30 protein-coding genes are annotated in these 24,095 nt (G+C 62.4%); 15 read left to right on the top strand and 15 right to left on the bottom strand.

Going from position 1 to position 24,095, the window contains the following annotated elements:
- The first annotated feature begins 169 nt into the window (after window positions 1-169).
- A complete protein-coding gene (locus tag BLV04_RS03075) occupies window positions 170-1,234 on the top strand; it encodes a cytochrome-c peroxidase (protein ID WP_093028052.1) in 1,065 nt (354 codons plus the stop codon).
- Between the two features lie 460 nt (window positions 1,235-1,694).
- On the opposite strand, the gene BLV04_RS03065 is transcribed toward BLV04_RS03075, so the two are convergent.
- The gene (locus BLV04_RS03065; protein WP_093028048.1) at window positions 1,695-1,883 is read right to left on the bottom strand and encodes a (2Fe-2S)-binding protein; all 189 of its coding nucleotides are present in this window, start codon (window positions 1,881-1,883) and stop codon (window positions 1,695-1,697) included.
- 111 nt (window positions 1,884-1,994) lie between these two features.
- Here BLV04_RS03065 and bfr (BLV04_RS03060) point away from each other — a divergent pair, with 111 nt between their 5' ends.
- From bfr (BLV04_RS03060) to BLV04_RS03005, 12 genes are all read left to right on the top strand, one after another.
- Window positions 1,995-2,459 (top strand): bacterioferritin, encoded by a 465-nt coding sequence (gene bfr, locus BLV04_RS03060; RefSeq protein WP_093028046.1) that lies wholly within the window; start codon window positions 1,995-1,997, stop codon window positions 2,457-2,459.
- Between the two features lie 25 nt (window positions 2,460-2,484).
- The gene (gene bfr, locus BLV04_RS03055; RefSeq protein ID WP_093028044.1) at window positions 2,485-2,970 is read left to right on the top strand and encodes a bacterioferritin; all 486 of its coding nucleotides are present in this window, start codon (window positions 2,485-2,487) and stop codon (window positions 2,968-2,970) included.
- A gap of 242 nt (window positions 2,971-3,212) precedes the next feature.
- Window positions 3,213-3,662 (top strand): hypothetical protein, encoded by a 450-nt coding sequence (locus BLV04_RS03050; protein WP_093028042.1) that lies wholly within the window; start codon window positions 3,213-3,215, stop codon window positions 3,660-3,662.
- A 403-nt stretch (window positions 3,663-4,065) separates the two neighbouring features.
- Entirely contained in the window at window positions 4,066-4,209 is a 144-nt protein-coding gene (locus BLV04_RS03045; RefSeq protein ID WP_093028040.1) for a light-harvesting protein, read from the top strand.
- Window positions 4,210-4,221: 12 nt separating this feature from the next.
- Window positions 4,222-4,425, top strand: a complete 204-nt coding sequence (gene pufA / locus BLV04_RS03040; RefSeq protein WP_093028038.1) for a light-harvesting antenna LH1, alpha subunit — start codon at window positions 4,222-4,224, stop codon at window positions 4,423-4,425.
- A 63-nt stretch (window positions 4,426-4,488) separates the two neighbouring features.
- Window positions 4,489-4,629: a light-harvesting protein gene (locus BLV04_RS03035; protein WP_093028033.1), complete on the top strand. Its 141-nt coding sequence runs from the start codon at window positions 4,489-4,491 to the stop codon at window positions 4,627-4,629.
- Between the two features lie 28 nt (window positions 4,630-4,657).
- A complete protein-coding gene (gene pufA, locus BLV04_RS03030; RefSeq protein ID WP_093028030.1) occupies window positions 4,658-4,816 on the top strand; it encodes a light-harvesting antenna LH1, alpha subunit in 159 nt (52 codons plus the stop codon).
- Between the two features lie 735 nt (window positions 4,817-5,551).
- Window positions 5,552-5,695: a light-harvesting protein gene (locus BLV04_RS03025; protein WP_093028037.1), complete on the top strand. Its 144-nt coding sequence runs from the start codon at window positions 5,552-5,554 to the stop codon at window positions 5,693-5,695.
- A gap of 14 nt (window positions 5,696-5,709) precedes the next feature.
- Window positions 5,710-5,913 carry a light-harvesting antenna LH1, alpha subunit gene (pufA, locus tag BLV04_RS03020; RefSeq protein ID WP_093028035.1) on the top strand — a complete coding sequence of 68 codons (204 nt, stop codon included), beginning with the start codon at window positions 5,710-5,712 and terminating at the stop codon, window positions 5,911-5,913.
- Window positions 5,914-5,976: 63 nt separating this feature from the next.
- Entirely contained in the window at window positions 5,977-6,117 is a 141-nt protein-coding gene (locus BLV04_RS03015; RefSeq protein ID WP_093028033.1) for a light-harvesting protein, read from the top strand.
- 28 nt (window positions 6,118-6,145) lie between these two features.
- Window positions 6,146-6,304: a light-harvesting antenna LH1, alpha subunit gene (gene pufA / locus BLV04_RS03010; protein ID WP_093028030.1), complete on the top strand. Its 159-nt coding sequence runs from the start codon at window positions 6,146-6,148 to the stop codon at window positions 6,302-6,304.
- A 368-nt stretch (window positions 6,305-6,672) separates the two neighbouring features.
- Entirely contained in the window at window positions 6,673-8,103 is a 1,431-nt protein-coding gene (locus BLV04_RS03005) for a BCD family MFS transporter (protein WP_093028028.1), read from the top strand.
- A gap of 109 nt (window positions 8,104-8,212) precedes the next feature.
- Here BLV04_RS03005 and BLV04_RS03000 read toward each other — a convergent pair whose 3' ends face one another.
- Together BLV04_RS03000 and BLV04_RS02995 are read right to left on the bottom strand one after the other, a co-directional pair.
- A complete protein-coding gene (locus tag BLV04_RS03000) occupies window positions 8,213-9,772 on the bottom strand; it encodes a DUF2325 domain-containing protein (RefSeq protein ID WP_093028026.1) in 1,560 nt (519 codons plus the stop codon).
- A gap of 158 nt (window positions 9,773-9,930) precedes the next feature.
- Complete coding sequence (locus tag BLV04_RS02995; protein ID WP_093028024.1) at window positions 9,931-10,191, bottom strand: ATP dependent RNA helicase; 261 nt, start codon at window positions 10,189-10,191, stop codon at window positions 9,931-9,933.
- Between the two features lie 602 nt (window positions 10,192-10,793).
- Between BLV04_RS02995 and BLV04_RS02990 the strand changes: the two genes are divergently transcribed.
- Window positions 10,794-11,579 (top strand): DUF4198 domain-containing protein, encoded by a 786-nt coding sequence (locus BLV04_RS02990; protein ID WP_093028418.1) that lies wholly within the window; start codon window positions 10,794-10,796, stop codon window positions 11,577-11,579.
- Complete coding sequence (locus tag BLV04_RS02985) at window positions 11,579-12,262, top strand: NikL family nickel/cobalt ECF transporter subunit (protein ID WP_245731688.1); 684 nt, start codon at window positions 11,579-11,581, stop codon at window positions 12,260-12,262. The genes BLV04_RS02990 and BLV04_RS02985 overlap by 1 nt, the downstream gene beginning before the upstream one ends.
- A gap of 52 nt (window positions 12,263-12,314) precedes the next feature.
- Here BLV04_RS02985 and BLV04_RS02980 read toward each other — a convergent pair whose 3' ends face one another.
- The 12 genes from BLV04_RS02980 to BLV04_RS02925 form a co-directional block, all read right to left on the bottom strand.
- Entirely contained in the window at window positions 12,315-13,427 is a 1,113-nt protein-coding gene (locus tag BLV04_RS02980) for an ISAs1 family transposase (protein WP_093028022.1), read from the bottom strand.
- Window positions 13,428-13,511: 84 nt separating this feature from the next.
- Window positions 13,512-13,700, bottom strand: coding sequence for a hemin uptake protein HemP (gene hemP, locus BLV04_RS02975; RefSeq protein ID WP_093028020.1), 189 nt, complete (start codon window positions 13,698-13,700; stop codon window positions 13,512-13,514).
- A gap of 181 nt (window positions 13,701-13,881) precedes the next feature.
- The gene (locus tag BLV04_RS02970; RefSeq protein WP_093028018.1) at window positions 13,882-15,450 is read right to left on the bottom strand and encodes a sigma 54-interacting transcriptional regulator; all 1,569 of its coding nucleotides are present in this window, start codon (window positions 15,448-15,450) and stop codon (window positions 13,882-13,884) included.
- A gap of 45 nt (window positions 15,451-15,495) precedes the next feature.
- A complete protein-coding gene (locus BLV04_RS26035) occupies window positions 15,496-15,738 on the bottom strand; it encodes an FmdB family zinc ribbon protein (RefSeq protein ID WP_093028016.1) in 243 nt (80 codons plus the stop codon).
- 90 nt (window positions 15,739-15,828) lie between these two features.
- Entirely contained in the window at window positions 15,829-16,482 is a 654-nt protein-coding gene (locus BLV04_RS02960; protein WP_093028014.1) for a beta-class carbonic anhydrase, read from the bottom strand.
- A 320-nt stretch (window positions 16,483-16,802) separates the two neighbouring features.
- Window positions 16,803-18,287, bottom strand: a complete 1,485-nt coding sequence (locus tag BLV04_RS02955) for a protein adenylyltransferase SelO (protein WP_093028012.1) — start codon at window positions 18,285-18,287, stop codon at window positions 16,803-16,805.
- 426 nt (window positions 18,288-18,713) lie between these two features.
- On the bottom strand, window positions 18,714-19,925 hold the full coding sequence (locus BLV04_RS02950; RefSeq protein ID WP_093028010.1) for a carbohydrate porin: 1,212 nt from the start codon (window positions 19,923-19,925) through the stop codon (window positions 18,714-18,716).
- 473 nt (window positions 19,926-20,398) lie between these two features.
- Complete coding sequence (locus BLV04_RS02945; RefSeq protein ID WP_093028006.1) at window positions 20,399-20,737, bottom strand: TusE/DsrC/DsvC family sulfur relay protein; 339 nt, start codon at window positions 20,735-20,737, stop codon at window positions 20,399-20,401.
- Window positions 20,738-21,008: 271 nt separating this feature from the next.
- Complete coding sequence (cas6, locus tag BLV04_RS02940) at window positions 21,009-21,701, bottom strand: type I-MYXAN CRISPR-associated protein Cas6/Cmx6 (protein ID WP_093028004.1); 693 nt, start codon at window positions 21,699-21,701, stop codon at window positions 21,009-21,011.
- A gap of 63 nt (window positions 21,702-21,764) precedes the next feature.
- Window positions 21,765-22,484, bottom strand: coding sequence for a hypothetical protein (locus tag BLV04_RS02935; protein ID WP_093028414.1), 720 nt, complete (start codon window positions 22,482-22,484; stop codon window positions 21,765-21,767).
- Between the two features lie 37 nt (window positions 22,485-22,521).
- Window positions 22,522-22,713: a sulfur relay protein DsrC gene (locus BLV04_RS02930; RefSeq protein WP_093028002.1), complete on the bottom strand. Its 192-nt coding sequence runs from the start codon at window positions 22,711-22,713 to the stop codon at window positions 22,522-22,524.
- Window positions 22,714-22,874: 161 nt separating this feature from the next.
- Window positions 22,875-23,801, bottom strand: coding sequence for a TauD/TfdA family dioxygenase (locus tag BLV04_RS02925; RefSeq protein ID WP_093028000.1), 927 nt, complete (start codon window positions 23,799-23,801; stop codon window positions 22,875-22,877).
- Between the last annotated feature and the right edge of the window lie 294 nt (window positions 23,802-24,095).

Raw genomic sequence — 24,095 nt, 5'->3', positions numbered from 1 at the left:
ATTTCGATGCCGAAGTGAGTCGGTTTAGGCCGACATCCAGGGCGCCTTCTTGTTTGCCGTTTCTCGCGGCGAGGTTAGACTCGGGCCGGGTACAGCGCGAGCGCGTGTGGGGTTTCATCCGCGGCGACTGCGCTTTCTTGGAGAACTGAGGACAAAAGAGGACAACTCGATGAAGAAGCGAATGATCGCCCTGGCCGTTTCGATGGGGTTCGTCGCGACCCTGACAGCAGCGGACGATTCCGCTCTGCGCGAGAAGGCGAAATCCGCAGGACTTCTCCCGATCCCCGCCGGTGTGCCCGAGGTGACAGGCAATCCGGTCACGCGCGAGAAGATCGACCTCGGACTCATGCTGTTCATGGATCCCCGACTCTCGGCAAGCGGGGTCATCAGCTGCAACACCTGCCACAACCTCGGCATGGGCGGGGACGACAACCTGCCGACGTCGGTCGGTCATGGTTGGCAAACGGGTCCGAGGAACTCCCCGACCGTGCTCAATGCCGTTTTCAACGCAGCGCAGTTCTGGGACGGCCGCGCGGAGGATCTCAAGGAGCAGGCAAAGGGGCCGGTTCAAGCCGGTGTCGAGATGGCGAACAAGCCCGAGAACGTCGTCGTGACGCTTAAGAGCATGCCCGAGTATGTCGAGCGCTTCACCAAGGCGTTTCCGAACGAGCCGGATCCCGTGACCTTCGACAACATGGCCAAGGCGATCGAGGCCTTCGAGGTGACTTTGGTCACGCCCGGGTCGCCGTTCGACGATTGGATCGAAGGCAACGATGCGGCCATGACGGACGAGCAGAAGCAGGGCCTCGATCTCTACATCGAAAAGGGCTGCAGCGCCTGCCACTCCGGCGTCAACTTCGGAGGACAGGACTACTTCCCCTTCGGTCTGATCACCAAGCCGGGTGCCGACATCCTCCCGCCCGGCGACAAGGGCCGCTTCGAGGTCACCAAGACGGTGTCCGACGAGTACGTCTTCCGTGCCGGGCCGCTGCGCAACATTGCCTTGACGGCGCCTTACTTTCACTCGGGTGCGGTGTGGGATCTGGGTGCCGCCGTCGCCCTGATGGGGACCGCGCAGCTCGGGACCAAGATCTCCGACGAAGAGGCGGCGCAGATCGTTGCCTTCCTGCACGCGCTGACCGGGGAGCAGCCGAAGATCGAGTATCCGATCCTGCCGGTGGAGACCGACGACACGCCGCGGCCGGATCTCTCGGCCTTGCCGGTCGCAAACTAGGGAGCGGAGGCTCGACGAACCGCAACGCGATTGCGTCGAGGTGATTGGTTGGAACCGGAATTCCGGTGCGGCGCAGGCCGCACCGGTGTCGTCGAACGGTCAACGCGGCGGAGCCGAGCCTGTTCGGGCGTCGCCGACCTCGCGTTCGAGCCTGGCCGGTTTTGGGCGCTCCGACCGTCGGGGACGTCTGGTTTCAGCGTTGGGCACTTGAAGCGACGCGTTTCGACGTTATCTCCCGAACGAGCGGCTCGGCTCGGTCAGTTGCTTCTCTCGTTCCGCCTGAAAAAACCGCTTCATCAGCAACCACCGCTGCCGCCTCCGGCTCAGAGGCATGGCACGGCCGATCCTCGTCAGGGTGATGCAAAGGCGCTCGATGAGCGTGCGGGATTGAAGCGACGGCGCTCGGTCGATGTTTCGCATGGGATAAGGAGTGCTCTCGCGAGAGGTTGAAGGTGGAGGGTCACGTAACGGCTTGTGGTCGGCGGCTTTCGATCACCTGCCGCAACAACGCATGCGCGCAATGCCCGCAGCGACCGCAATCGCCGGGTACGCCCAACTCCTTCCTGAGGTCGGCGAGCCTCTCAGTTCCTCGCTCGGCCGCAGCGATAATCTGGCGATCGGTAACGGCCTGACAAATGCAGACGTACATGAGATTCTCCCGGCACTCCCCTTGGCGTTGAAGAAATAATAGGAACGATTCGCATTTGTGTCAAGATCTCCTTCGGCACATCTTCAGTCCTCTTTTAAAGGTCGAGTCCAGATGAAAACCCAACCCTCCATCAATCAGCATCACAACGCGGTGCTCAAGGAAGCCCTGACCGCGATCAATCAGTATTTCCTGCACGCGCGGATGCTCGGCAACTGGGGCTTCAAGACGCTGGAGGAGCGGGTCTACCACGCCTCGATCGAGACCATGAAAGAGGCCGACAAGATCGTCGAGCGCGTACTCTTTCTGGAAGGGCTCCCCAACCTTCAAGATCTCGGCAAGCTGCTGATCGGAGAGGATGTTCCCGAGATCCTGCGCGGCGATCTCACGATGGAGCTGCGTTACCGCGAAGCACTCGCCGGCGCCATCGCCCACTGCGAGCAGCAGGGTGATTTCGTGAGTCGGCATCACCTCGAAGAGATCCAGGAGTCGAGCGAAGAGAGAATCGACTGGATCGAAACCCAATTATCACTGATCGAGAGCGTCGGACTGCCGAATTATCTCGAGTCGGCGATCTGACCAGAGAAGCCCCGGAGACCCAAACATGAAAGGCAACCCCGATGTTATCGCCCACCTCCAGCGCCTGCTCGCCAACGAGCTGGCTGCGATAGACCAGTATTTCATCCACTCGCTCATGTACGAGGACTGGGGTTTCGCCAAGCTGTTCGCGCGCATCGAGCACGAAGCAACGGAGGAGAAGGAGCATGCCTCGATGTTGATCCGGCGCATGCTGTTCCTGGAGGCGACGCCCGATCTCAGTCAGCGTGACGGACTGCGCGTGGGCGCGAGCGTGCCGGAGATGTTGGCCAACGACCTCCAAGTCGAGTACGAGGTCGCGGCCGCGTTGAAGGAGGCGATCGTCTGCTGCGAGCAGCACAAGGATTTCCAGACCCGGACCGTTTTGCTGCAACTGCTCAGAGATACCGAGGAAGACCACGCCGACTGGCTCGAGCAACAACTCGGATTGATCGATCGGGTGGGGCTTGAGAACTATCTTCAGTCGCAGATGCATCCCTCCGGTCCGGCCTGAGCCGACCCTGATCCTCCGCTGGCGATCCGTTGGAGATCCAGGAACGGATCTCCCGTCGTTTGTCTCGACTCTGATGTCTAGGTACTCCGCGAGGATCATGACTCGAAAATCGCGTTGCCGAGCCGCAGGGCGGGTCGGTGACAAGCGTAGGGTCCAGCCATACAATCCCCCGCAGTCTTTGGGGAGACGCCCATCCGCGGCGCCTCCCGGCTTCAACGTCGGTCTGTCGGGAGAAGACATCTGTGAAATACGCTGCAAAGAGAACCTGGCCGGATAAGCCCAAGTCCTGGGAGGCCAAGGGCGAGGCGGAAACCGCCGAGGCATTCGCTCTGGGATTCGCCGCCGACCAAGGGCTCGGCTTGGGAACCGAGCTGGTCGTGATCGAACGGGAAGGCGAGGACGCCGAGATTCAGTTCTTCAAGATCGCCAATACCTCGCCGTATCAGCTCGTACAGGCGGAGCCGAGGGCCGGTGCGGGAAGCCCGCCGCGCCAAGACGCTACGCCCGAGCCGTCTTCGGCGGCTTCGAGCTTCGATGCGGAAGGCGGGAGCGCCGAAGTCGCCGCTACGCCCCTGGACAATCTGCGCCCCTTTAAGACCATGATCCTCTATATGATCAAGGTTGCCCTCGTGGCGTTCGGTGCGATCTATGCCCTCGGGTATCTGTTTCGCTATCTGCGGTCCGTCCTCTGAGTCGATCTCGCGTGGGCGATTTCTCGCCCACCCCCGCCGTCCCCGTTCACCATCCGAAGTCCGCGCGGATCGTCCAAGGCGTGCCCGACCGTCATGGCCTCCTCGGGCCACGCTCAGGAATCCTTGCGCCCATGCGCCCCGATGCCCTGCGCGGCTTGGGCCTGCGTCGGCTGAATCGCACCTTTGCCGACACTCCGGCCTTTCCCCTAAATTTTTGTGTAAAAGCAACTTGACATCTCTGGCTGTCAAGCTAAGATGACACACAAGGACAGCAAGTCAGTCCGAACGTTCCGGGACATAAGGAACGCAAGCGTGTTTCGTGGAGGTAGTCGGTGCCACGGAGGTTCGCTCCCCGATCGATATCGGCGGCGCATACACTCATTCTCACGACGGAGCTTAAACCATGGCTGAGCAAGCAAGCCTTTCGGGTTTAACCGAGCAGCAGGCGAAAGAGTTTCACGAGCAGTTCAAGATCACCTACACCGCATATGTCGGCCTCGCCGCGCTGGTGCATCTGTTCATCATTGCAGCCAATCCCTGGTTCTAAGAGGAGAGACCCATGAACGTATTCGACTACAAGCCTCTTGAGCAGGACTATCGCATTTGGCTGGTGCTGAACCCCGCCACTTGGTTGATCCCGATGTTCGCCGCGCTGCTCGTCATTGCGCTTGCCGTTCACGTCTATGCCTTCTCGTTGTCGGGCAATGCTTGGACGCCGGCTGAAGCAGCTGCCCCGGTCGCCGTTGAAGCTCCTGCTCAATAAGACACTTGGCCGCCGATTTCTGAAACGGCGCCGTAATTACACCTCTCTATCGGAGATACATCGATGGCCGAGCAATCCTTGTCGGGTTTGACCGAACAACAAGCGAAGGAATTCCACGAGCAGTTCAAGATCACTTACACCGCGTATGTCGGCCTCGCCGCGCTGGTGCATCTGTTCATCATCGCTGCCAATCCTTGGTTCTAATTAACCCGACCTCGACGAGAACAAGATCATGAGCGAAATCGCAAAACCGAAAAACCCGGAAGACGATTGGAAGGTGTGGCTGGTTCTGAACCCCGCAACCTGGCTGATGCCGATCTTCTTCATGCTGCTGATCATCGCGCTGGCGCTGCATGCCGTCGTGTTCCAGATGGGATTCGGCTGGGCTTGATGCCCGTGCATGGCGGGGCTGCCGTCGAGTAGCCCCGAAGACGATGGGCCGGCGCCGCACGGCGCGCCTATCGTCGACGGCGGGTGGTGAGTGGCGGATGCGTCACTCACACCCGCCTTATCTCGTTCCGGAACGTCCTGTTCCGATCGACGGCGATCGACGACCTTCCGCCGGTCACTTCCTCGTTGCTCGCTTGCTCGCCATCCGCTGTCGCTCGACCCTGCCACTCGGTCGCTTCTCGCAATCGAAATAGGCTGTTGATGTTCCTCGCTCCAGTCTTTGCAACTGAATCCGTCGGTCTCGATGGCCGGTTCTCTCGCCTTCTTCCGCTTTTTCTCAGCTCCTTGCTGCTGGCGTTCCTTGATCCGCAGCCGTCTCTGCCCGACTCGCGCTTGATTTCAGACCCGTCATAGCGTCTGTCGGACATGTGCTCGCCCGGGGGCGGGCGGCCGGAGCGATTCCGTTCGCTTGCGGGCGCCGACTAATGTATTCAAAACATACTGAAGAATAAGTATTTTTTCTGCTTCTTGCCTGCCTCGGAAAAGTTATTTGTCAAATCATCTTGACATCCCTGAATGTAAAGCTAAGATGACACACAAGATCTCTGGTCAATTTGAAGTTTTGAAGCCCGGCGAGATCGGGCGCAGAGAATCGGGTGGCGATCAATGCACCCATGTCGCCGACCGTTTTCATCGAAGCGGCGGTATCAGCAACACATAGCATGGAGTTTAAACCATGGCCGAACAGGCAAGCATTTCGGGTCTTACCGAGCAGCAGGCGAAAGAGTTTCACGAGCAGTTCAAGGTCACCTACACCGCATATGTCGGCCTCGCCGCGCTGGTGCATCTGTTCATCATTGCAGCCAATCCCTGGTTCTAAGAGGAGACACTTAAATGAATGTCATGAATTATAAGCCTCTTGAGCAGGACTATCGCATTTGGCTGGTGCTGAACCCCGCCACTTGGTTGATCCCGATGTTCGCCGCGCTGCTCGTCATTGCGCTTGCCGTTCACGTCTATGCCTTCTCGTTGTCGGGCAATGCTTGGACGCCGGCTGAAGCAGCTGCCCCGGTCGCCGTTGAAGCTCCTGCTCAATAAGACACTTGGCCGCCGATTTCTGAAACGGCGCCGTAATTACACCTCTCTATCGGAGATACATCGATGGCCGAGCAATCCTTGTCGGGTTTGACCGAACAACAAGCGAAGGAATTCCACGAGCAGTTCAAGATCACTTACACCGCGTATGTCGGCCTCGCCGCGCTGGTGCATCTGTTCATCATCGCTGCCAATCCTTGGTTCTAATTAACCCGACCTCGACGAGAACAAGATCATGAGCGAAATCGCAAAACCGAAAAACCCGGAAGACGATTGGAAGGTGTGGCTGGTTCTGAACCCCGCAACCTGGCTGATGCCGATCTTCTTCATGCTGCTGATCATCGCGCTGGCGCTGCATGCCGTCGTGTTCCAGATGGGATTCGGCTGGGCTTGATGCCCGTGCATGGCGGGGCTGCCGTCGAGTAGCCTCGAAGACGATGGGCCGGCGCCGCACGGCGCGCCCATCGTAGCCGAAGGGCGGGGATGTCGCTGCTTGGCAACCCCGTCCTTCGAAAACCCGATGCTCGCCGATCCCAGACCCCGACCGACATTGATGTCCCTCCCGAAGCCGCTCTTCCGTCGAGCAGGCGACCCCTCCTTAGGATTTGTCCGGTGCCTAACCGTCGCGCGTGATCGGGCATAGCGCCTTTCGGAGCTGATCCCGGCATGGTGGATCATTGATGTCCCGAGTGCGATAATCCCCGACCCTCAAGACATCGCTCTTGTTTCCGAGCCTAATTCACCTGTGGAGCTGATCCCGGCATGAGTCGTAACGACGATCCCTGGGCGCAAGCCTGGCGCGAGCTGCTGCCTCGGATATTGCCTTTTTCCGATGTCTCGTCGGCCGATTTTCCGCTGCGCCGAATCTTGCGCTTGTCCCTGTTTCAGGTCTCGGTCGGCATGGCTATGGTGCTGCTGCAGGGAACCCTGAATCGGGTGATGGTCGTCGAGCTTGCCGTACCCGCATCGCTGGTCGGTCTCATGCTTGCGCTGCCGTTGGTTTTCGCGCCGCTGCGTGCGCTGATCGGCCATCGGTCGGATTACCACCACTCCGCATTCGGCCTGCGCCGCATCCCCTTCATCTGGCTGGGAAGTATGATGCAGTTCGGCGGATTTGCGATGATGCCGTTCGCCCTGCTACTGCTCGCCGATGTCAATAACCAGTTCAATGTTCTCGGTCAGTTCGGCGCTGCGCTTGCCTTCCTTTTGGTCGGTGCCGGACTCCACACCACACAAACCGCAGGTTTGGCGCTTGCCACCGATCTCTCGCCGCCGGAGAAGCGCCCGCGGGTTGTGGCGTTGCTCTACGTCACCCTCTTGGCTGCTTGGGCGGGAAGCTCGCTTTTGTTCGGGCAGATGCTCACGAACTTCAGCAACGAGCTGCTCATTCAGGTCATTCAGGGTGTCGCGCTGGCGACGATTATCCTGAACGTGGTTGCCCTCTGGAAGCAGGAGGCGATCGATCAGCAGCGTGCGGCCAATCCGGTGCCGCGGCCGCCGTTCATGGAGACCTGGCGTAACTTTACCCGTGGTGGACGCGCGAGCCGACTGCTGGTGGTCGTAGGTCTCGGAACGCTCGGTTTCACGATGCAGGACATCCTGCTCGAGCCTTACGGCGGTCAGATCCTTGGGCTCAGCGTCTCGCAGACGACCGCGCTCAACGCCATCTGGGCCGCCGGATCACTGCTCGCCTTCGTGCTGGCCGCGCGCCTGATGGGGCGCGGTAGCGAGCCCTATCGGATCGCGGCGATCGGTGCCCTGATCGGGATACTCGCCTTTGTCGCGGTGATCCTGTCCGCCCCCTTGGATGCGACCTGGCTGTATCGCGCCGGTGCCGGGCTGATCGGTTTCGGCGGTGGGCTCTTCATGGTGGCAACCTTGACTGCGGCGATGGCGCTTGCCGAGGGCGGCTTCAGCGGTTTGGCGCTCGGCGCCTGGGGTGCTGTTCAGGCGACTGCGATGGGTGTTGCCTTCGCCGCAGGCGGCATCTTGCGTGACGTCGTCATGGGGATGGCGAACCGCGGTGTCTTCGGAGAAGATCTGGCCTGGCCCGGGCTGGGATACGATGTCGTCTATGCCCTCGAGATCCTCTTACTCATCGGCACCCTTGTGGTGATTCTTCCGCTGGTTCTTCGCCCGGGAGATGCCAACACCCGAGCCGGGTCGAAGATCGGTCTCGATCACATGCCCTGAGGCGCTCGCAGCGTTCCGCCGTTAGGCGGTCGGCGTGGCGTTCTGCCGCGACGACCGCTTTGGCTATCTCCGAAGCAGCTCGGCGTTCGCTGAGAACCAGCGATCGCCCTCAGGCCGCCAGCTTCTCGATCGCCAAGGCGAACGAAGAGAGCCCCGAGTTGCCCAGCAGCGCATACGGTTTCTCGGTCCGTTTGCAGAAACGTTTAGTCCGATAGTAGGCGCCGTGGCTGACGTAGTCGGTTGCGCAGACGACGATGTCGGCCGAGGCCAGCATCGCCTCGAGCCGGTGTTGGCTGTCCTCCATGCCGCCGTCATGGTGGTCGAAGCGACCGTTGCAGCCCGCCACCATCGCGCGGTATTGCTCGACGAGCTGTTTGCGCCCGCCCACACAGAGCACCAGTCGCCCGGCGAGATCCTTGGGCCGCACGCACGACTCCGACGTACAGCCGTCGCACCGATCCGAGAGCAGGTGCTCGAGCAGTCGCTCGGTCGCCCGGCATTCGGCCTGTGCGCCGCGCCGGGCGCATTCCGCCGCGTCGGCCTCGTGTCGCGCCTGTGTACCGGCGTCTTGAAGAATTGCGTTCTCCTCGCGAATCCGTTCCAGCTCGGCGTCCAGGTCCGCGACCTGCTCGACCAGTGCCTTTATCCTTTCGTGATGGCTGCGCCCCTTCATCACGTCGAGCTGTTCGCGCAGGGCCTGCTCCTGCGCGCGCGATTCGGCGTAGTCGCTCTCGCGACGCGCCAGGGCGGTCTCGAGCGTGCGGATCCTCGCCTCGCGCAGGTCTGCCTGTTGGCGCGTGCGCGTATGCAGTTGATCGAAATCGCGTTGGAGCCTCTCGAGCTGCGTGCGCGTCTCGGTGAGCCGCTTGAGATCGGCACGCTGCCCGGCGCCGATCTGATGCGAGAGCATGTGGATCTCTTCGTATGCGCGTGTCATCACCCGTTGGTCGGCACGCGAATGTGTCATGAGTGCCCAAAACCCGCCGGGGACATCCCCGGTGGCGAGCGATTCGCTCCAGAGCGTCAGGAGCGCGTCGGCGTCACGTGCCTTGGTATAGCGTCGAACGCTCGCGGCGAACTTCTTCTCCAGTATCTTATGTGTCGCCAGCGACAACGGATTCTTCTCGGCCGCCGCCGCGACAAAACTCACGTGGATGTCGAACTCCGACAAGGGCGTGTCGGGCCGTTGGGCCGTCCGATCGGCGATGCGTCGCAGCTCGTCCACCGTGAGGCAGGTCCCGATGATCGGGCAATGGTATTTGTGAGGCACGTCCCAGAGCTTGCGTCGCCCCGTCGTCTTGAGGATCGGCAGGCGGCTCGACGGTCCGGACAGCTCGGTAAATGCCGCCGCGGAGGCAGCAGCGGAGATCGACGTGCTTGGCGACCGGGAGAGTGCGATCGGCGTTGCCGCGAGCGTGTCTGTTTCGGGGAAGAGCGCCTGCGAAAGCCTTTTCTGCGCGGGTCGGGCCCGTCGGATGATCTCGTCCGTCGAAACCTCGGCATGATGCGCGCAACAGGTTTGCTTGCGCGGCCCGCTGCCGATCCGCAGCTCCTCGAGCATGCGGTGCCATGACGAACCCTCGACCTCGGCGAGCAACTCCTGACTCTCGAAGTCATAGATCGCGAGTCGCGCAGCCTGGTCGGACACCTCGAAAATAAGCCGTTGCATGGAGGCTTCCTCTTAAACCGCGCCCGGCGCGGTATGCGATGCTTTTGGATGGGACGGGCCTGGACAGACTTGACGACCGCCGGAGCTGGCGCGGTTTAAGGTGTGAAAAAATATATTATTTTTTGCCGCGTCTCCGCTGAGGGCTGTGGGGGGGCTGCTCAATGCGCGGCGGTCGCGGCCTGTTGCGCGAGCCAGCGCCAATGACGCGCCAGTCGGCGATAGGCGCAAAACCTTTCGGCATCGGGCCCCAGATCCGGATGTAGGTAGAGCGCCTCGAGAGACTCGACGACCCGTTCGGCGAGATCGGCCGAACGGTGGCGAACGTAGCGGCGAATCAACTCTCCGAGATGCAGCTCCAAATCCTCCGTTTTGAGTCGGGAAAGATCGGAGCTCGAACGCAAGGGGGTATCGACGGGCATGGTCTGTCTCCTGAGACATCGAGCTGTTGTCGAACAAGGCCCGCTGGCGATTCGGACGAAGCGTCCGTGAGTTAGCTGACGGGAGTCCCGCGCTGAACGGGACTGGAAACCTGTCGCGAGCGGTCGGAGTGAGATCCTGCAAGCTCGGTACCTCATCCGGCTGCTGCCTTAATCTTTAATGCGAATCGTTCTTATTAAAGATAGATGCCGGGTCGATGCTTGTCAACGGAAAACCTACGGTGCGAGTCCTCGGAGAACTGGCTGCTCCCGCGGTGAGCCGAACCGGTGCTTGACACCCCTGCGTAATATCTTTTTACAATCATTCACACGGCTGCTTGCAGCATCGACCTCGGCCGGCAGGTTCAGAGGCCGAGTACCCCGAATTGCGAATCTCCGGAACCCCGATAGCGGCGTCGTTCGGCCCGGCAGCCATAGGCGGGCGCCCAAGTCGACGCGGTCTCATGTTTCCGGAAACAATCTCCTGAACTGCGTCGCGCCGAGTCTGTTGTCGGGTGGCGCGGCCGAACGCACCGCAGGGTTCGCGCCTCGCGTGGGTGCGGTTCAGACGGGCCTTGATCCGCAACCTATCGATGGAGTCCATCATGGCGCCTTTTTCCAGCCCATCTCGCTCGATCCGGATCTCTCTCGCCATCGCGCTCATGGGTGCGGCCGCTGCCCATGCCCACTTTCAAGAGCTCATCCCGTCCACGGATATCGTCAACGCCCGGACCGGCAACGCACTTACGCTGGAGATGCGTTTTACCCATCCCATGGAAGTCGGTCCTTTGATGGTCATGGGGGAGCCCGTTCAGGTCGGGGTGCTGAGTCCCGGCGGGCGGGAAGACCTCAAGTCGAGCCTTCAGACGCAGGAGATCGAAGGCAAGCGCACCTATCGTCTCGACTACAGGATCAAGCAGCCGGGGGATTACGTCTTCTATCTCGAGCCCGCACCCTATTGGGAGCCGGCCGAGAGGGCGATGATCGTGCATTACACCAAGGTCGTCGTCGACGCCTTCGGGGCGGAGGAGGGGTGGGACGCGGATGTCGGTCTGCCGGTCGAGATCGAGCCGCTGGTTCGTCCTTACGGACTCTGGGCCGGCAATATCTTTCAAGGGATCGTCAAACGAGACGGGCAGCCGGTCCCTTTCGCCGACGTCGAGGTCGAGTGGCGCAACGACGGCTCGATTACGCCGCCGTCGGATCCCTACATCACGCAGGTCATCAAGGCCGATGCGAACGGGGTCTTCAGCTATGCCATGCCCCAAGCCGGTTGGTGGGGTTTCGCCGCGCTGCTTGAGGGCGATGAGCCGATGAAGAATCCCGACGGTGAAGCGGTTCCCGTGGAGCTGGGTGCACTGATCTGGATCTATACGCGAGAGATGCGCTGATGACGAGCACGGATCCGGGTGATGGCGCGGTGATGTCCGCACGGGGCGCGGTTTCATCGAGAGGCGGCGCCCTCCGCCTTGTCGCGCTCATCCTCTTGTCGATCCTCGGTTCGCCGGCCTTGGCGCATAAGCTTCAGGTTTTTGCCTTTGCCGAAGGTGCGCGCATTGGCGGCTCGGCCTACTTCGCCGGCGGCGGTGCCGCCTCGGGGGCGCGCATCGAGGTCTTGGACGAAGACGGAAACAAACTGGCCGAGTTGGCACCGGACGGCGAGGGCAGGTTCGTCTACTTTGCGCAGGCTCCTGTCGATCATCTGATCCGGGCCGTCACGGGTGACGGTCATCAAGCCGAGTGGCGTGTCACCGCAGCCGAGTTGGCAGCGGGCTTCGGGCCCGAGGGTTCGATCGTCGAAGCAGCGCCGCGCCTGGACCACGACGACCTCTCCGCCATCGTCGAGATCCACGCATCTCCCATTCCGGCAGCGTCCGCGGCCACCTTGGATACCGCTTTGGAGTCAGCGATCGAGCGCGCCGTCGCTCGCCAGATTCGCCCGTTGCGCGAGCAGCTCGTCGCCGCGGAAGACCGCGTCCGTTTCCAGGATATCCTCGGCGGTATCGGCTACATCATGGGTCTGACCGGACTGGCGCTCTGGTGGGCGAGTCGAAGTCGCTCCGGTCCGCCCTAAGCCTTGCGGTCAGGACACCTGTGCTCGCCTCAGGGCGAGCGCATATAAATCCTCAGCCGAAGACGACCTTAGCGCGGTAGTCGTCGTTCCAAGCGGCCTTGCGGCGCTTCTGGGCCAAGCGCAACTTGGAGGGCTCTTGTTCGAACAGATTCATGCACAGGTGACGGATCGAGGTCAGAATCGCCGGCGCGTTGCCTTTGCGGATGCGGCTGGCGTCTTCGTCGAAGACGACATCCAGGCGCCAGTGCAAGCGGTTCTCGATTCCCCAGTGGCCCCGCACCGCATGGGCAAAGCGCTTGGCATCGGCGGGGATGGAATTGATGAAGACACGCCGCTCCACGGTATGGCGATCCTCGATCCAGCATTCGCGTTCGACCAGGCCGATGCTGCGCAGGGCGCTCCAACGCGCGGTGTCGGACAAGGTGCTCAGCTCTTCGGTGACCCAGTACCGGCGTACTTCCAGACGTCCGTGGTCCTTGTCGGTCTCCTCGGTGTAGTCGTGCACGACATGGGCGAACTCCCCCGCCCTTGCGGTGGTAAAGAACTCCTCGACCTCCTCATGCAGCGTACTCTGGTTGCCCTTGAGACCAAGGACGTAATCGCCGCCTTGGTCGATGATTTGTGCGGCGATCTTGGTCTGGCAGCCCATCGCATCGATGGTCACGATACAGCCCTCGAGCTCGAGCAGTTCCAGCAGCTTGGGAATGGCCGTGATCTCGTTGGATTTCTCCTCGGTGGCCTCTTGTCCCAGCACCAGACGGTTGCGGCAGCCCCAAGCGCTGACCATGTGCAGCGCCTGCTTGCCGCGGCGCCGATCGCGCGAGCCGCGCGCGCTCTTGCCGTCGACCGCGACGACCTCCCCGCCGGTGGCTTCGGCCACCGCGCGCGTCCAGTTCACGAAGCAGCTTTGGAAGGCCTTCGGCCGCAGCCGCGAGATCACCGTGGCAATGCAGTCGTGCGAGGGAATCCCGTTGGCGAACGGGGCGAACTTGCGCAGCCAGTCGAGCTTCTCCTTGCCGAACTCCTCCATCGCCTCCCAGCCCTCGGCGCCGCTGAGCACCGCACAGACCACCAACAGCAGCATTTCCGGCAACGGATAGAGCTTGTGACGATCAACGCGAAAGTCCGGAAGTGATGAAAAGTGTTCAAGAATGCTGGCAGACATGGGAAACTCCTGAAATCGTTTCCCGAAGTGTGCCGCAGATTACTGTTGCAACTGAAGTTTATATGCGCTCGCCCTGGTGCTCGCCTATTTCGTCAAGATTAGTTTGTTGTTTCGTGTCATCCTCAGGATGTAACGATCGCCCGCGTGATCGATCAGCAGCAGGTTGTTGCCGCGCAGCAGGGCGTTGCTGTCGATCCGCGGCAGGTCCGCGCGCATCGCGGCGGCGGACTGTGCGCGTTGACTCGGGCTATCGGACAGGGATTCTCTCGGCATGGCCGTCACTCCGCGTGAGTCGTTTTACAAATGCGAATCGTTGTTATTAAGCTTATGGCGCGACCCGTCCGCTGTCAAGTCGTCGCGGCAATCGCCATCCGCCTGCGTCGAGTGCGGGTCCGTCGAGTAGGATCTGCGCAGCGACCGATCTTTGATGACCGACGGCGCAGCCGTCGAAACTCTACCTGTAGTCCGCAGCCCTGAGTCCCTGCGCCTTGAGCTTCATGCGGACCGCTCTCGGTGTGATACCCATCTGGGTCGCGATTTGATCGACATTGCCGCGACTGGCCCGCAATGCCCGGGTCAGCGTTTCGACCTCTGCCTGCTTGGCTGCTTGTCGTTTGCGCGTGCGCCATGCCGGGACGGATTCGGTCGGCGTCGTTACCGGGACGTCGATGTCGGTAATCCGAGCACCTACGGCAAAGATGAAGGCGCGTTCGAGGACGTTCTCCATCTCTCGAATGTTTCCCGGCCAGGCATAGGCCAAGGCTTTGATGCGTGCGGCCCGGTCCAATGTCTTCTCGGCGGTGGCGTAGCGTTGGGCGAGCTTGCGGAGGATGTGCGTGATCAGTGCGTCGATGTCCTCGGTGCGCTCGCGCAGCGGGGGGATCGCGATCGGCACGACGTTGAGTCGATAGAAGAGGTCGCGGCGAAAATGTCCGGCGTCGACCATCGCGACGATCTCGCGGTTGGATGCGGCGATGATCCGGACATCCGAGCGCATGGGGCGCTTGCCGCCGACGCGTTCGTATTCGCCTTCCTGGATGACACGCAACAACTTGGCTTGTGCCGAAAGCGGAAGCGAGTCGATCTCGTCGAGGAAGAGCGTCCCTTTTTCGGCACGCTCAAAGTAGCCGTGATGGACCTCGTAGGCGCCCGTGAAGGCGCCTTTCTCATGCCCGAAGAGGGCCGTTTCGACCAGGTTCTCCGGGATGGCCCCGCAGTTGACCGTGACCATCGGCTTGTCGCGACGTGCACTGAGCCCATGCAGTGCGCGTGCGACGAGCTCTTTGCCGCAGCCGGTCTCTCCGGTGATCATGACGGTGACGTCCGTGGGGGCGACGATCCGGACCGCCCGCAGTGCATCGCGCATCGCCGCGGACTCCGCGACGATCGGCTGCAGGGCCGCGTCGGGGCTGCCGATTCCGACCGGTGGAGGGCACCAGTTCTCGCGCAGTCGCCGGTGAACCCCGGGTGTCATGAGTGTCGTGAGGTTTCCCGAGGTCAGGCGCTCGCCGTCCGCCCGGTACTCGGTGCCTTCGTTGCGTGCGGCAAGCTGCCGATCCAGATAGATGCAGACGTCGCAGGAGCCATCCCCGCCCGCAATCGTCTGTCGCAACTCCACCTTCGCATAGCCGAAGTGGCGCGCGGCGATTCCGCCGAAGACGCTCGACGTCATCCGGCAGAGCGAGGGTGCATGCTTGACCTGCTCGCCGAAGGGGCATCGGCTGTTGACGACTCGGACCGTGCCGGCCTCGCCGGACGCACGGGAGAATTGCCCGCCGATCTGGTTCTTGATCTCGATGATCAGGTCCGCGTAATGGTCCCGGTCCAACGCTCGCGGCGAGCCGAGGACCTCGCGGGCCTTCTCCTCCAGGCAAACACCGGCCGTCAGGCCGATCTGCTCGATCTGCTCGAGGTGAGCGGCACAGCTGGGGCATTCGGCCCGATCCATCGCCTTGGCGATCTCGGCCACGAAGGATTGAAGAAAGGCAACCGCGCCTGACGGTGATCCAGTCGCTTCAGGCATGTTCGACGATCGATAAGGTCAATCAGCCCAAAAGAGAAGGCGCTCTCATGAGTGCCCGCACCCGCATCCTGGACCGTGTTGGTGACCCCGCGGCGCGTCGGCAGGCTGTAGCGAGCGAACGGCCTGATCGCGACCCCGAGCCATGCGGCCGTGTACCGCCGGTGCGCACAGAAAGACCCGAGCCGTTTTGCCCCCGCAGGCGGGGCAGGGCGGCGGCTCGGCGTTCATGGACTGGGATCTCTCGAAGGAGGTTTGGCAGCAGGTGCACCGGTAGTCGTAGATCGGCATCGGAGGACTCTCTGTTTGATGTCGACGCTCGTCGTCGAGCAAGTGTCGTGGCGCGAGGCAAGGCGGCGCCCGAGCCGGGCGCCGTTTCGATCAACGCCAGCGGTTGGGCTGCGGCGTCGTGACGCCGAACTGCGCGGAGGTCACATCCGTGCGGGCGCGCTTCTCCTCATCGAGCACGGGCGGGCGCAAGCGCCGGGTCTCCACCTCCCAGACCCAGCCGCTGACGACCACATCCTTCGGGATCAGCGGGTGATTTCGGAAGGTCTCCACCGTCTTCATGCAGGTGACGTCCACATCGTCCATCATCCCGATCCATTTCGCGAAGCCGCCCGGAGCGAGCTTCAACTCGGGCAAGGTCGGATCCAGAGTCAGCTCGTCGATGTCGACCCCTTTGGCCCGGAGTGCTGCTTCCAGGTCCTTGGCGTTTGCCGACAACATCCCGCACTGGGTGTGTTGGACGATCACGATCTCCTGTGTTCCGAAGAAGTTGCAGGTGAGCATCGCCGATCGGATCGCGTCGTCCGTGACGATCCCGCCGGCGTTGCGGAAGCAATGAGCATCGCCGCCGCCCACTGGGCTGTCGACGCGAATCCCGAGTGCTTCATCGACCGGCAGGCGTTCGTCCATGCAAGCCAAGACCCAGAGCCGCCGATTGTTGGGGCCATCGGGTCCGAAGCGGCGGCGGGTCGCCCAATGGTCATAGGCATCGACACGTGCGGTGATCTCGTCTTTCAGATAGCTCATCGCGTTTCTCCTACCCTCAGTTGGTGTTCTGGTTGGCCGAGAACGGCAACCGGAACTCCGCAATGCTTGTGCCAGGGTGGGTGATGATAATCATCAATGGCTTAGTGTAGACGTTGGATTTGGTTTCGTCGTCGGTTTGGGTGAAATTCGAGATGACTTAAATAAAAACAGTGTGTTGTAATTTGGAAGTAGGGGTTCCGAAATGGAAGTGCTGCTTCCCGATTGGTGCGCAAACCATCTCGGATTGCTCCGGCACGGCCGACGCTGAAGGGGATTCAGCGGCCGGCCCAGGATGATCGTGGTTCCCCGGCGGTGTCGCGTCAGGTCCCGCAGAAGGTCTTCAGCACACGCTCCTCGTCCTGCGGCGGCTCGGTGTAGCCGGCAACCTCGGGCCGATCCTCGTAGGGACGTTCCAGGACGCGCAGGATCGCTTCGAACGGTCCGAAGTCATTCTCGACGGCCGCATGCAGCGCCTGCTCGACACGATGATTACGCGGAATGACCGCCGGGTTGGTATCGCGCATGCGCGCGGCGCGCTCGGCTGGGGTTTGCGGGTCTCGTTCGAGACGTGCCTGCCACTGTGCGGCCCAGGCGTCATAGGTCTGACGGTCGATGAACAGATCGCGTACGCCGCTGTTCGCTTGTGGATCCGCGGCCGTGTCGCACAGGCGGCGGAAGGTGAGCGTGAAGTCGGCGCCCGATGCCTTCATGGCGTCCAAGAGCCCGTGGATGAGGTCGATATCCTCCGGCTCGGCGGTGGCGAGGCCGAGCTTGCGTCGCATGCCGGCGGTCCAGTGCTCCTCGTAGCGGCCGAAGAAGCCGCGGATGAGGTCGGTCGCCTGCTGGATCACGGCGTCCGATGCGCCGTCGATCAAGGGCAGCAAGGTCTCGGCGAAGCGGGCGAGGTTCCACTGGGCAATCCCCGGTTGATTGCCGTAGGCGTAACGGCCGCCGCGGTCGATCGAGCTGAAGACGGTGGCCGGGTCATAGGCGTCCATGAAGGCGCAGGGCCCGTAGTCGATCGTCTCGCCCGAGATCGCCATGTTGTCGGTGTTCATGACGCCGTGGATGAATCCGACGCGCATCCAGGCCGCGATCAGGACGGCTTGTCGCTCCAAGACGGCTTCGATCAGTGCGAGGTAGGGCGAGTCGGCCCCGGCGACTTCCGGGTAATGGCGGGCGATGACGTGATCGGCGAGATGCTGCACGGCCTCGGTGTCGCCGCGCGAGGTGAAGTACTGGAAGGTCCCGATGCGGATGTGGCTGCTTGCGACGCGTGTCAGGATGGCGCCGGGTAGGATGGTCTCGCGATAGACCGGCTCGCCGGTCGTCACGGCGGCCAGCGCGCGCGTGGTCGGAATCCCGAGCGCGTGCATGGCCTCGGCGAGGATATATTCGCGCAGGACGGGTCCGAGCGCTGCACGCCCGTCGCCGCTGCGGGAGAAGGGGGTTTGTCCGGAGCCCTTGAGTTGGATGTCGCGACGTTGCCCGGCACGGTCGAGGACCTCGCCGATCAGGATCGCCCGGCCGTCTCCGAGCTGCGGGACGAAGTTGCCGAACTGATGGCCCGCATACGCCATCGCGATCGGATCGCCGCCATCCGGCAGGAGATTGCCGGCGAAGAGCGGCGCAGCAACCCGGGGCTCCGACGCCGATGGATCCAGGCCGAGCTCTTCGAACAACGCCGCGTTCAGCTTGATCAAGCCGGGCGCCGTGACGGGCGTGGGACGGATGCGTGCGTGAAAATGATCGGGAAGACGGCGATAGCTGTTGTCGAACGCGAAGCGAATGGCCTGCTGTGTCATGCGATGGTCTGATGTCGGTTGCGAGTCGATACAGTAGGCATGCGGCCATCCCGCCAATTCGCAACTGAGCCGCCACTGAACCGCGTTCCCCGCGAGATGCTCGCTCCGAGGTGCTCTGGGCCTCGGAGCGCGAGAACGACCTCGGCGCGACGCGGTTCAGGAGATTGGGGCCGAATCAAGAACAACCGAAACATGGAGGCCGGGGTGAGCTTGCGAACCCCGGCAGGGCGTCGCCGCCGGTGGATGATGGGTTTCGCTACGCTCTACCCATCCGCGCGAATCTGAGGTGTTGACCGTGTCTCTGAGTCGTCACTTGTTTTAGGAATCATGAAACCGCGTCGACTCCGGCGCTTGTTGATGCCCGCAAGGCGGAATCACCCGACACCGGGACATGACGCCACCGGACGCGGTTTCATCGCGGTTTCATCAAAGCTCCGCGACGAGGCGCAGCCCGAAGATCCAGCCCTCGATGTCCTCGCCTGTGTCGTAATCGTCGGCCATGTATTGGATGTCGGCAGTAAGGGCGAGGAAGTCGTTGGCGGCGAAGCGGTAGTAAAGCTCGGCGACATTGGTGTTGGAGATCCCGGTATCGGCGCCGTCGAGATAGCCGTAGGCCAAACCGACGGTGTCGGCCTCGCGGCCCCAGAGGCCGCCGGCAAGCTGCAGGCCGCCGGTGTAGAGCCCGCGGTAGTCGAGGATGTCCTTGTGGTCGGTCCAGGTCAGGCGCAGGAAGGCGCCGACATGATCGCCGAGGGCCTGGTCGAAGGACAGACCGTAGCCCATCAGATCGGTCTTCTCCGCGGCAACCGGCATCGCGTCTTGCGGTGCGTCCTCGGCCCACTGCGCCTCCTCGCCGAGCTCCGCGCGCGGCTTGAAGAAGGCCGAGGAGGTGCCGGTAATCACGGCGCGGTAGTTGCCCTCCCCGAGCGCGCTGTCGAGGCGATAGCCGACCTGTGCGCCCCAGAAGTTGTAGTTGTTGCCGTCGTCGTTCTCGCCGATGTTCAGCGCCGCGGCCTTGATCTCCCAGTCGCCCAGGGCGAGCTCGAGCGCCGCGCCCGCATCGTAGGAGGGCAGATTGAAGCCGCCGGAGTTCACGAACGCCTCGTTCATGAACTGGGTAAACTCGTCGTTGGCGTAGGCGTTCTCGTCGAGATAACCAGTGGAGTCGATGATGCCGAAGGTGGTGCCGAGGGTGGCGTCCTCGCCCAGCGTGAAGGTGTGCTTGTACCAGGCCTGCAGCAGGTAGTCGCGCCCGCGCCCGTTGATGTCCTTCAGATCGTTCTCGAGATCGACCGCCCAGGGGGCGAGCACGAAGGGCGAGACCTCGTTCAGGCCGTTGTCCACGGCATAACCGAACAGGGCGTAGAACTCGTCGCGCTCGCTCGGGCGAAAGCTCAATTCAAGCTGAAACGGCATGCCGCCTCGGCAGGTGTTGCCCTCCAGTGACTGCCCGTCCTCGTCGACCAGCCCGCCGAGACCCTCCTGGCATTGACCCGCCGCGCCCAACACCGCGCCGATCGAGAAGCTGTCGGTGACGTCGTAGGCCCAGCTTGGCGAGGCAGAGGCGGCCAACAGACCTGAGGTCAGCGTGGCCAGCGCGAGTCTGTGGCGGATGGGGTTTTTGAAGGTGCGACACATGTCCGATACTCCAGCTCGATACGAAGGCAAATAAGAAGCGTTCGCATTTATATAGGACGTCGGATGTGGAGTAAAGGCGGATTGCGCGCTGCGCTGCGGTAATCTCCCGGCGACGAGCGGAAAAATGATCTGGATCAAGGGAATCGCGAGGTGTCGCCTCGGGGGTGTCCGATCGACCGAACAGGCGCACCTGCGCGTTACTCGCGCGACATGCTCAAGTCCCGGTGTGGCGTAAGGATCGGCCGGGCGAATTTCTTATCGCCGGGGTGCGGCAAGCGGGATCAGTCGGGACGCTCTCTGCGTCGGTTCCGAGAGAGAGAAGCAGGATGGGCGCAAGGGAAGCCGGATGAGAGATTGGGTGCGGCCGAAGGCCGAATTCGTTGCAGCCGCTTCAACGGCAAGGCAAGCCCCGGTCGACCCCGCGGCGGACCTTGATCCGTCCATGGATCGTATCGCGGGCGGGGTCGGCCGCTTCAGTAACCGCCCTTGCGCAGCACCTCGGGCAAGCCCGCGATCTTGGTGCCTTGTTTGGTCGGCGCGAGGGGGAAGAGGGTGTAGAGATCCTTGCTCGTGGGCTTGGAGCCCCACTTCTTGGCCATTTCCTTCAGAACCACGCGCTCCATGGGCTGGTTCTGGGCGTTGTTGTGGTACTCGTCCCTCAGATAGTTGATCACGTCCCAATGTTTGTCGGTCAAGGTGATGCCCTCGATCTCGGCGAGCTTCAACGCGACATCCTCGCTCCAGTCTGCGAGGTCTTGAAGATAGCCGCTTGGGGTCGTCTCGACGGTCTTGCCATTGACTTCGATGGCCATGGTTGCTCCTCTCGTCTTTGCTCGGCAGGGTACGGTCGTCGTATGACGCAGTACCTGTCATTAGGGGTTGATTCAAACTTCCGAATCTTATGATTTTGTGATGCAGGCGTCACATCTTTTTGTGCGCCTGCGGATCCGGCGGCGTGCATATGATGCGGTCGGAGATTACGAAGCGCCGGGAGGGGGGAGGTCCGGCGGCCACGGCACGAGGACGCGGCGCGTGTTCGGAGCGGGCGCTATGTCCTCGAAAGATGCACGCGCCGAGTCCTGCTCAGCCTTGGCTTGGTTTGACCGAGTCGACCCCTTTGTGCGGAATGAAGATGCCGCAGCCCAGAAGGGGGTGATAGCCGAGCCCCCGTTGCTGCAGCCGGATGGATTCGTCCTGCGTCAGTCCGGCGAGCATCAGGCTGCGTGTCGAAATGGGACCCGCGGGCGTGGCGAGCCGGTTGGTCCTGCCGCACACGGCCTTGCGCACGCGGATGTCCATCTCGGCGAGGGCGCGCGCGGCGGTCTCGAGAAAGGCGCCCTCGTCTTCGTCGGCGAGATCGAGTGCAACGTATCGAGAGAACAAGGTCGTCTCGGTGCTGAGCGGCTTGGTCTTGCCCTCGCCCACGACGAGGGTTTCTCCGCCGAGGTCGAGCTTGGCCCCGGGAAGATCGCGCAACATCTCCGTGACGCGGTGTCGGGGAACCCGCAGGGTCAGCTTGGTCCGTCGGGAGACGGCGAGATAGGAGTCCGTCCCGTGCTCCGGTCGCTCCCAGCCGTTCTGTGACCCGGCGACGTGGACCGAGTGCACGGCGACGCCCGGCTCCTCTGCAATCCAGGGCAGCGCCTGGCTCAGCGCCTCGGCGAGCAGGTAGGCGTGGTCGACCGGGATGCATTTGCAGTCGATCCCGAAGAGGAGATCGACGATGTCGTCCGGCACGCGAATCCGGTCGGGGTTGTCGTCGTCATTCCAAAACATCGTCATTGTCCGTGAAGTGCTTTGCTTTCGAGTGTGTTCGGAGCGTGGTGCGGACGTGTACTCTCAGGCGAACGGGAGGCGATCCTGCAGGGCACGCCGGTCGAACCACCAATCGTCCTGCACCAGAACGTCGACCACGTTGCGCAAGCGCACCAGGAACTTCTCCGGCTCCTTGAGCTCGAGGCGCTCCATCCACTGCTCGAGCTGTTCGGGCGAGTCGACCCCGCTGTGTCGCCGTGCGACCGTGCCGAGCATCTGGGTCGCGAAGAACATCAGATCGTCGCGTTGACGGTCCCGGGCACGGACGTCGGCGATGAAGAGTGCCGTGGTCGCGGCGACCGCGGCACCGTCGGCGTCGTCCGGCGTCTCGTCGATCACGTGACTGAGCAGCTCGATGGTCAGCTCGGGATCGATCGGGCATGTGACTGCTAGCCAGATCCCTTGGCCGAGTGCGCAAAGCGACTCTTCTTGGCCGGCCTGAAACAAGACATCGCAGGCATCGGCGGCAAGCTCGAAAGAGTCATGCGCGATGAAGTGATCGAAGGCCGCCCGGCCGATGGGCCAAGCCTCGTCGCCGCGCTCCAGACTCACCAGCGTGCGTGCGACCTGTAGCCGGGCATCCGCGATCGCGTGCGCGGGGGCGTGGATCTGATCAAGATTCTTCAGCCGATCCTGCAGCGTCGTCAGGTGCGACTCGAGCGACGCATTCTCGGCGCTGCGATTGATGATCGAATCGGCCGCTGTATCGGCAATCTGCGTGGCCAGAATGTCGAATTGTTTCATGACGGCGCGTTCCATGGCTCTGACTTGTGCTCGGGCGTCATCGGACGAGCCCGCTGAAGGCCGCCTCGAGCCGGTCTTCCCAGTTCTCCGGGGTATCGGGGTAGGGTGGCTTGACGTCCATCCTGAAGAAACGCTCGCCCGAGCGCGCGACCGCCTGGATGACGGGAACGAGCTCGTCGAACGATTCGATGTCTTGATTGGAAACCAGTATCTCGCTGAGCTTGAGCATGGGTCGCCGCTACTGCTCCCTTGTCGTTGGGTTGATGTTGAGCGCGTCGCCCGCTTGGCACTCAGGTGGCTGCGGGTCTTTGTCTCGTCGTGTTCATGGCCTGTGTCGACGGGTCTCGATCGAGATCCAGGCCGATCGCCCGCCCTGGTTACGGTGGATCTTCAGTCGAGGGCGATTCGATCCAGGAAGCGGATGCGGTAGAGCAGCCGCGCCTTCGCAGGGTCCTCGTCGTCGCCGAATCCGGCACGGCAGTGGAGGACGTTGTTGGATATGAGCCCTTCGCCCGGTCTTAGCCTGTATCTGAACGTGAAGACGTCCGTGCGGGAAAACAACCGATCCAGTGCCGCTCGCGCCGCGTGCGTGTCGGGCGTGTCACGCCAGAGGACGTGGCGTGCACGTGCCGAGTAACGCATGTGCAGCTGTCCGTTGCGCACCGAGAACACCGGTCCGACGCTCGCCGCCCGGAGCGTGCGACCGTCGTGGACATGCGCCGGAATGCTCAGGGCTTGCGGGTGAGAGAGCGCAGCGATGTGCTGCGGAGATTCGTCGCGCAGCTGCAGATAGGCCATCTCGTGATCGAGCAGGCCGTTCTCCCCGCCGTCGCGCGCGGCGCGGACGCAAAAGAGGCACCAGGCCCCGACCTGCTGGTCCGGTGTGTTGTAGTACCCGTCGGTATGCCAGCTCAGCGGTTTGTTCGTATAGGGGACGAAGTCGCCGAGTGTTGCCCGACCGAGCAGGGAATGCCCTGAGCCCACCGGGGCCTCGTCGTCGGGGTCGGCTCGGGCTGCGGCGATTCGGCTGAACGCCGATGCGTCTGCGAAGAGGTTGGCATCCGTTCTGCGTAGGCCCAGCGCCCGCGTGAACGACAGCAGGGCTTCGGTTTCGATTCCGTCGGGATCGACCTCGACCAGCGCCATGTTGAAGGTATCGATCCGCGCCTTCAAAGCAGCGAGCTCGGCCTGCGAGGGTCGGTCGAGTCGCCCGATGTGGACATGCAGGTCCTGGATTTTGCAGGGATAGGCTCGGAGCTTAAGAGCCCTCCAGTGCGAATAGGCGCGATTTTTCGAGAGATCGAAAGGGTCGTCCATAGCCTTCACCCCCCCTGAATGAGCAAACCTGAATATTAGTGAATGTTGACTTAGGAGTCATCGGGATGTAGCATTTCCTGTCAATTTGCTCAAGCATGTTCGCCGCCAAAAAACAACCGGGAGGACACCCGCTGCGGCGTCCGTCATGACCTTATCCTCTATCCCGAATGGGATAGTCCGTCGGGAAAGAGCCCTCCCAATCGTGGAATGGGCGCGGACCCTGGGAGCCGGTAATTTAGCGAATGCCGATGGGGTCTCGGTAAAACAGGGTCCGATGTGCGCCGGCAGTCCAGG

This window comes from Thiocapsa roseopersicina (assembly GCF_900106925.1).
GTDB classification, from domain to species: Bacteria; Pseudomonadota; Gammaproteobacteria; order Chromatiales; family Chromatiaceae; genus Thiocapsa; species Thiocapsa roseopersicina.
Note: the sequence above shows the minus strand (reverse complement) of the source record. Positions and strands in the feature narration are given on the sequence as shown.

What these genes read in the sequence shown, in the direction of transcription:
- BLV04_RS03075 (WP_093028052.1), top strand. Translation starts at nt 170, where the DNA reads ATGAAGAAGCGAATGATCGCCCTGGCCGTTTCGATGGGGTTCGTCGCG.
- BLV04_RS03065 (WP_093028048.1), bottom strand. Translation starts at nt 1,883, where the DNA reads ATGTACGTCTGCATTTGTCAGGCCGTTACCGATCGCCAGATTATCGCT.
- bfr (WP_093028046.1), top strand. Translation starts at nt 1,995, where the DNA reads ATGAAAACCCAACCCTCCATCAATCAGCATCACAACGCGGTGCTCAAG.
- bfr (WP_093028044.1), top strand. Translation starts at nt 2,485, where the DNA reads ATGAAAGGCAACCCCGATGTTATCGCCCACCTCCAGCGCCTGCTCGCC.
- BLV04_RS03045 (WP_093028040.1), top strand. Translation starts at nt 4,066, where the DNA reads ATGGCTGAGCAAGCAAGCCTTTCGGGTTTAACCGAGCAGCAGGCGAAA.
- pufA (WP_093028038.1), top strand. Translation starts at nt 4,222, where the DNA reads ATGAACGTATTCGACTACAAGCCTCTTGAGCAGGACTATCGCATTTGG.
- BLV04_RS03035 (WP_093028033.1), top strand. Translation starts at nt 4,489, where the DNA reads ATGGCCGAGCAATCCTTGTCGGGTTTGACCGAACAACAAGCGAAGGAA.
- pufA (WP_093028030.1), top strand. Translation starts at nt 4,658, where the DNA reads ATGAGCGAAATCGCAAAACCGAAAAACCCGGAAGACGATTGGAAGGTG.
- BLV04_RS03025 (WP_093028037.1), top strand. Translation starts at nt 5,552, where the DNA reads ATGGCCGAACAGGCAAGCATTTCGGGTCTTACCGAGCAGCAGGCGAAA.
- pufA (WP_093028035.1), top strand. Translation starts at nt 5,710, where the DNA reads ATGAATGTCATGAATTATAAGCCTCTTGAGCAGGACTATCGCATTTGG.
- BLV04_RS03015 (WP_093028033.1), top strand. Translation starts at nt 5,977, where the DNA reads ATGGCCGAGCAATCCTTGTCGGGTTTGACCGAACAACAAGCGAAGGAA.
- pufA (WP_093028030.1), top strand. Translation starts at nt 6,146, where the DNA reads ATGAGCGAAATCGCAAAACCGAAAAACCCGGAAGACGATTGGAAGGTG.
- BLV04_RS03005 (WP_093028028.1), top strand. Translation starts at nt 6,673, where the DNA reads ATGAGTCGTAACGACGATCCCTGGGCGCAAGCCTGGCGCGAGCTGCTG.
- BLV04_RS03000 (WP_093028026.1), bottom strand. Translation starts at nt 9,772, where the DNA reads ATGCAACGGCTTATTTTCGAGGTGTCCGACCAGGCTGCGCGACTCGCG.
- BLV04_RS02995 (WP_093028024.1), bottom strand. Translation starts at nt 10,191, where the DNA reads ATGCCCGTCGATACCCCCTTGCGTTCGAGCTCCGATCTTTCCCGACTC.
- BLV04_RS02990 (WP_093028418.1), top strand. Translation starts at nt 10,794, where the DNA reads ATGGCGCCTTTTTCCAGCCCATCTCGCTCGATCCGGATCTCTCTCGCC.
- BLV04_RS02985 (WP_245731688.1), top strand. Translation starts at nt 11,579, where the DNA reads ATGACGAGCACGGATCCGGGTGATGGCGCGGTGATGTCCGCACGGGGC.
- BLV04_RS02980 (WP_093028022.1), bottom strand. Translation starts at nt 13,427, where the DNA reads ATGTCTGCCAGCATTCTTGAACACTTTTCATCACTTCCGGACTTTCGC.
- hemP (WP_093028020.1), bottom strand. Translation starts at nt 13,700, where the DNA reads ATGCCGAGAGAATCCCTGTCCGATAGCCCGAGTCAACGCGCACAGTCC.
- BLV04_RS02970 (WP_093028018.1), bottom strand. Translation starts at nt 15,450, where the DNA reads ATGCCTGAAGCGACTGGATCACCGTCAGGCGCGGTTGCCTTTCTTCAA.
- BLV04_RS26035 (WP_093028016.1), bottom strand. Translation starts at nt 15,738, where the DNA reads ATGCCGATCTACGACTACCGGTGCACCTGCTGCCAAACCTCCTTCGAG.
- BLV04_RS02960 (WP_093028014.1), bottom strand. Translation starts at nt 16,482, where the DNA reads ATGAGCTATCTGAAAGACGAGATCACCGCACGTGTCGATGCCTATGAC.
- BLV04_RS02955 (WP_093028012.1), bottom strand. Translation starts at nt 18,287, where the DNA reads ATGACACAGCAGGCCATTCGCTTCGCGTTCGACAACAGCTATCGCCGT.
- BLV04_RS02950 (WP_093028010.1), bottom strand. Translation starts at nt 19,925, where the DNA reads ATGTGTCGCACCTTCAAAAACCCCATCCGCCACAGACTCGCGCTGGCC.
- BLV04_RS02945 (WP_093028006.1), bottom strand. Translation starts at nt 20,737, where the DNA reads ATGGCCATCGAAGTCAATGGCAAGACCGTCGAGACGACCCCAAGCGGC.
- cas6 (WP_093028004.1), bottom strand. Translation starts at nt 21,701, where the DNA reads ATGTTTTGGAATGACGACGACAACCCCGACCGGATTCGCGTGCCGGAC.
- BLV04_RS02935 (WP_093028414.1), bottom strand. Translation starts at nt 22,484, where the DNA reads ATGAAACAATTCGACATTCTGGCCACGCAGATTGCCGATACAGCGGCC.
- BLV04_RS02930 (WP_093028002.1), bottom strand. Translation starts at nt 22,713, where the DNA reads ATGCTCAAGCTCAGCGAGATACTGGTTTCCAATCAAGACATCGAATCG.
- BLV04_RS02925 (WP_093028000.1), bottom strand. Translation starts at nt 23,801, where the DNA reads ATGGACGACCCTTTCGATCTCTCGAAAAATCGCGCCTATTCGCACTGG.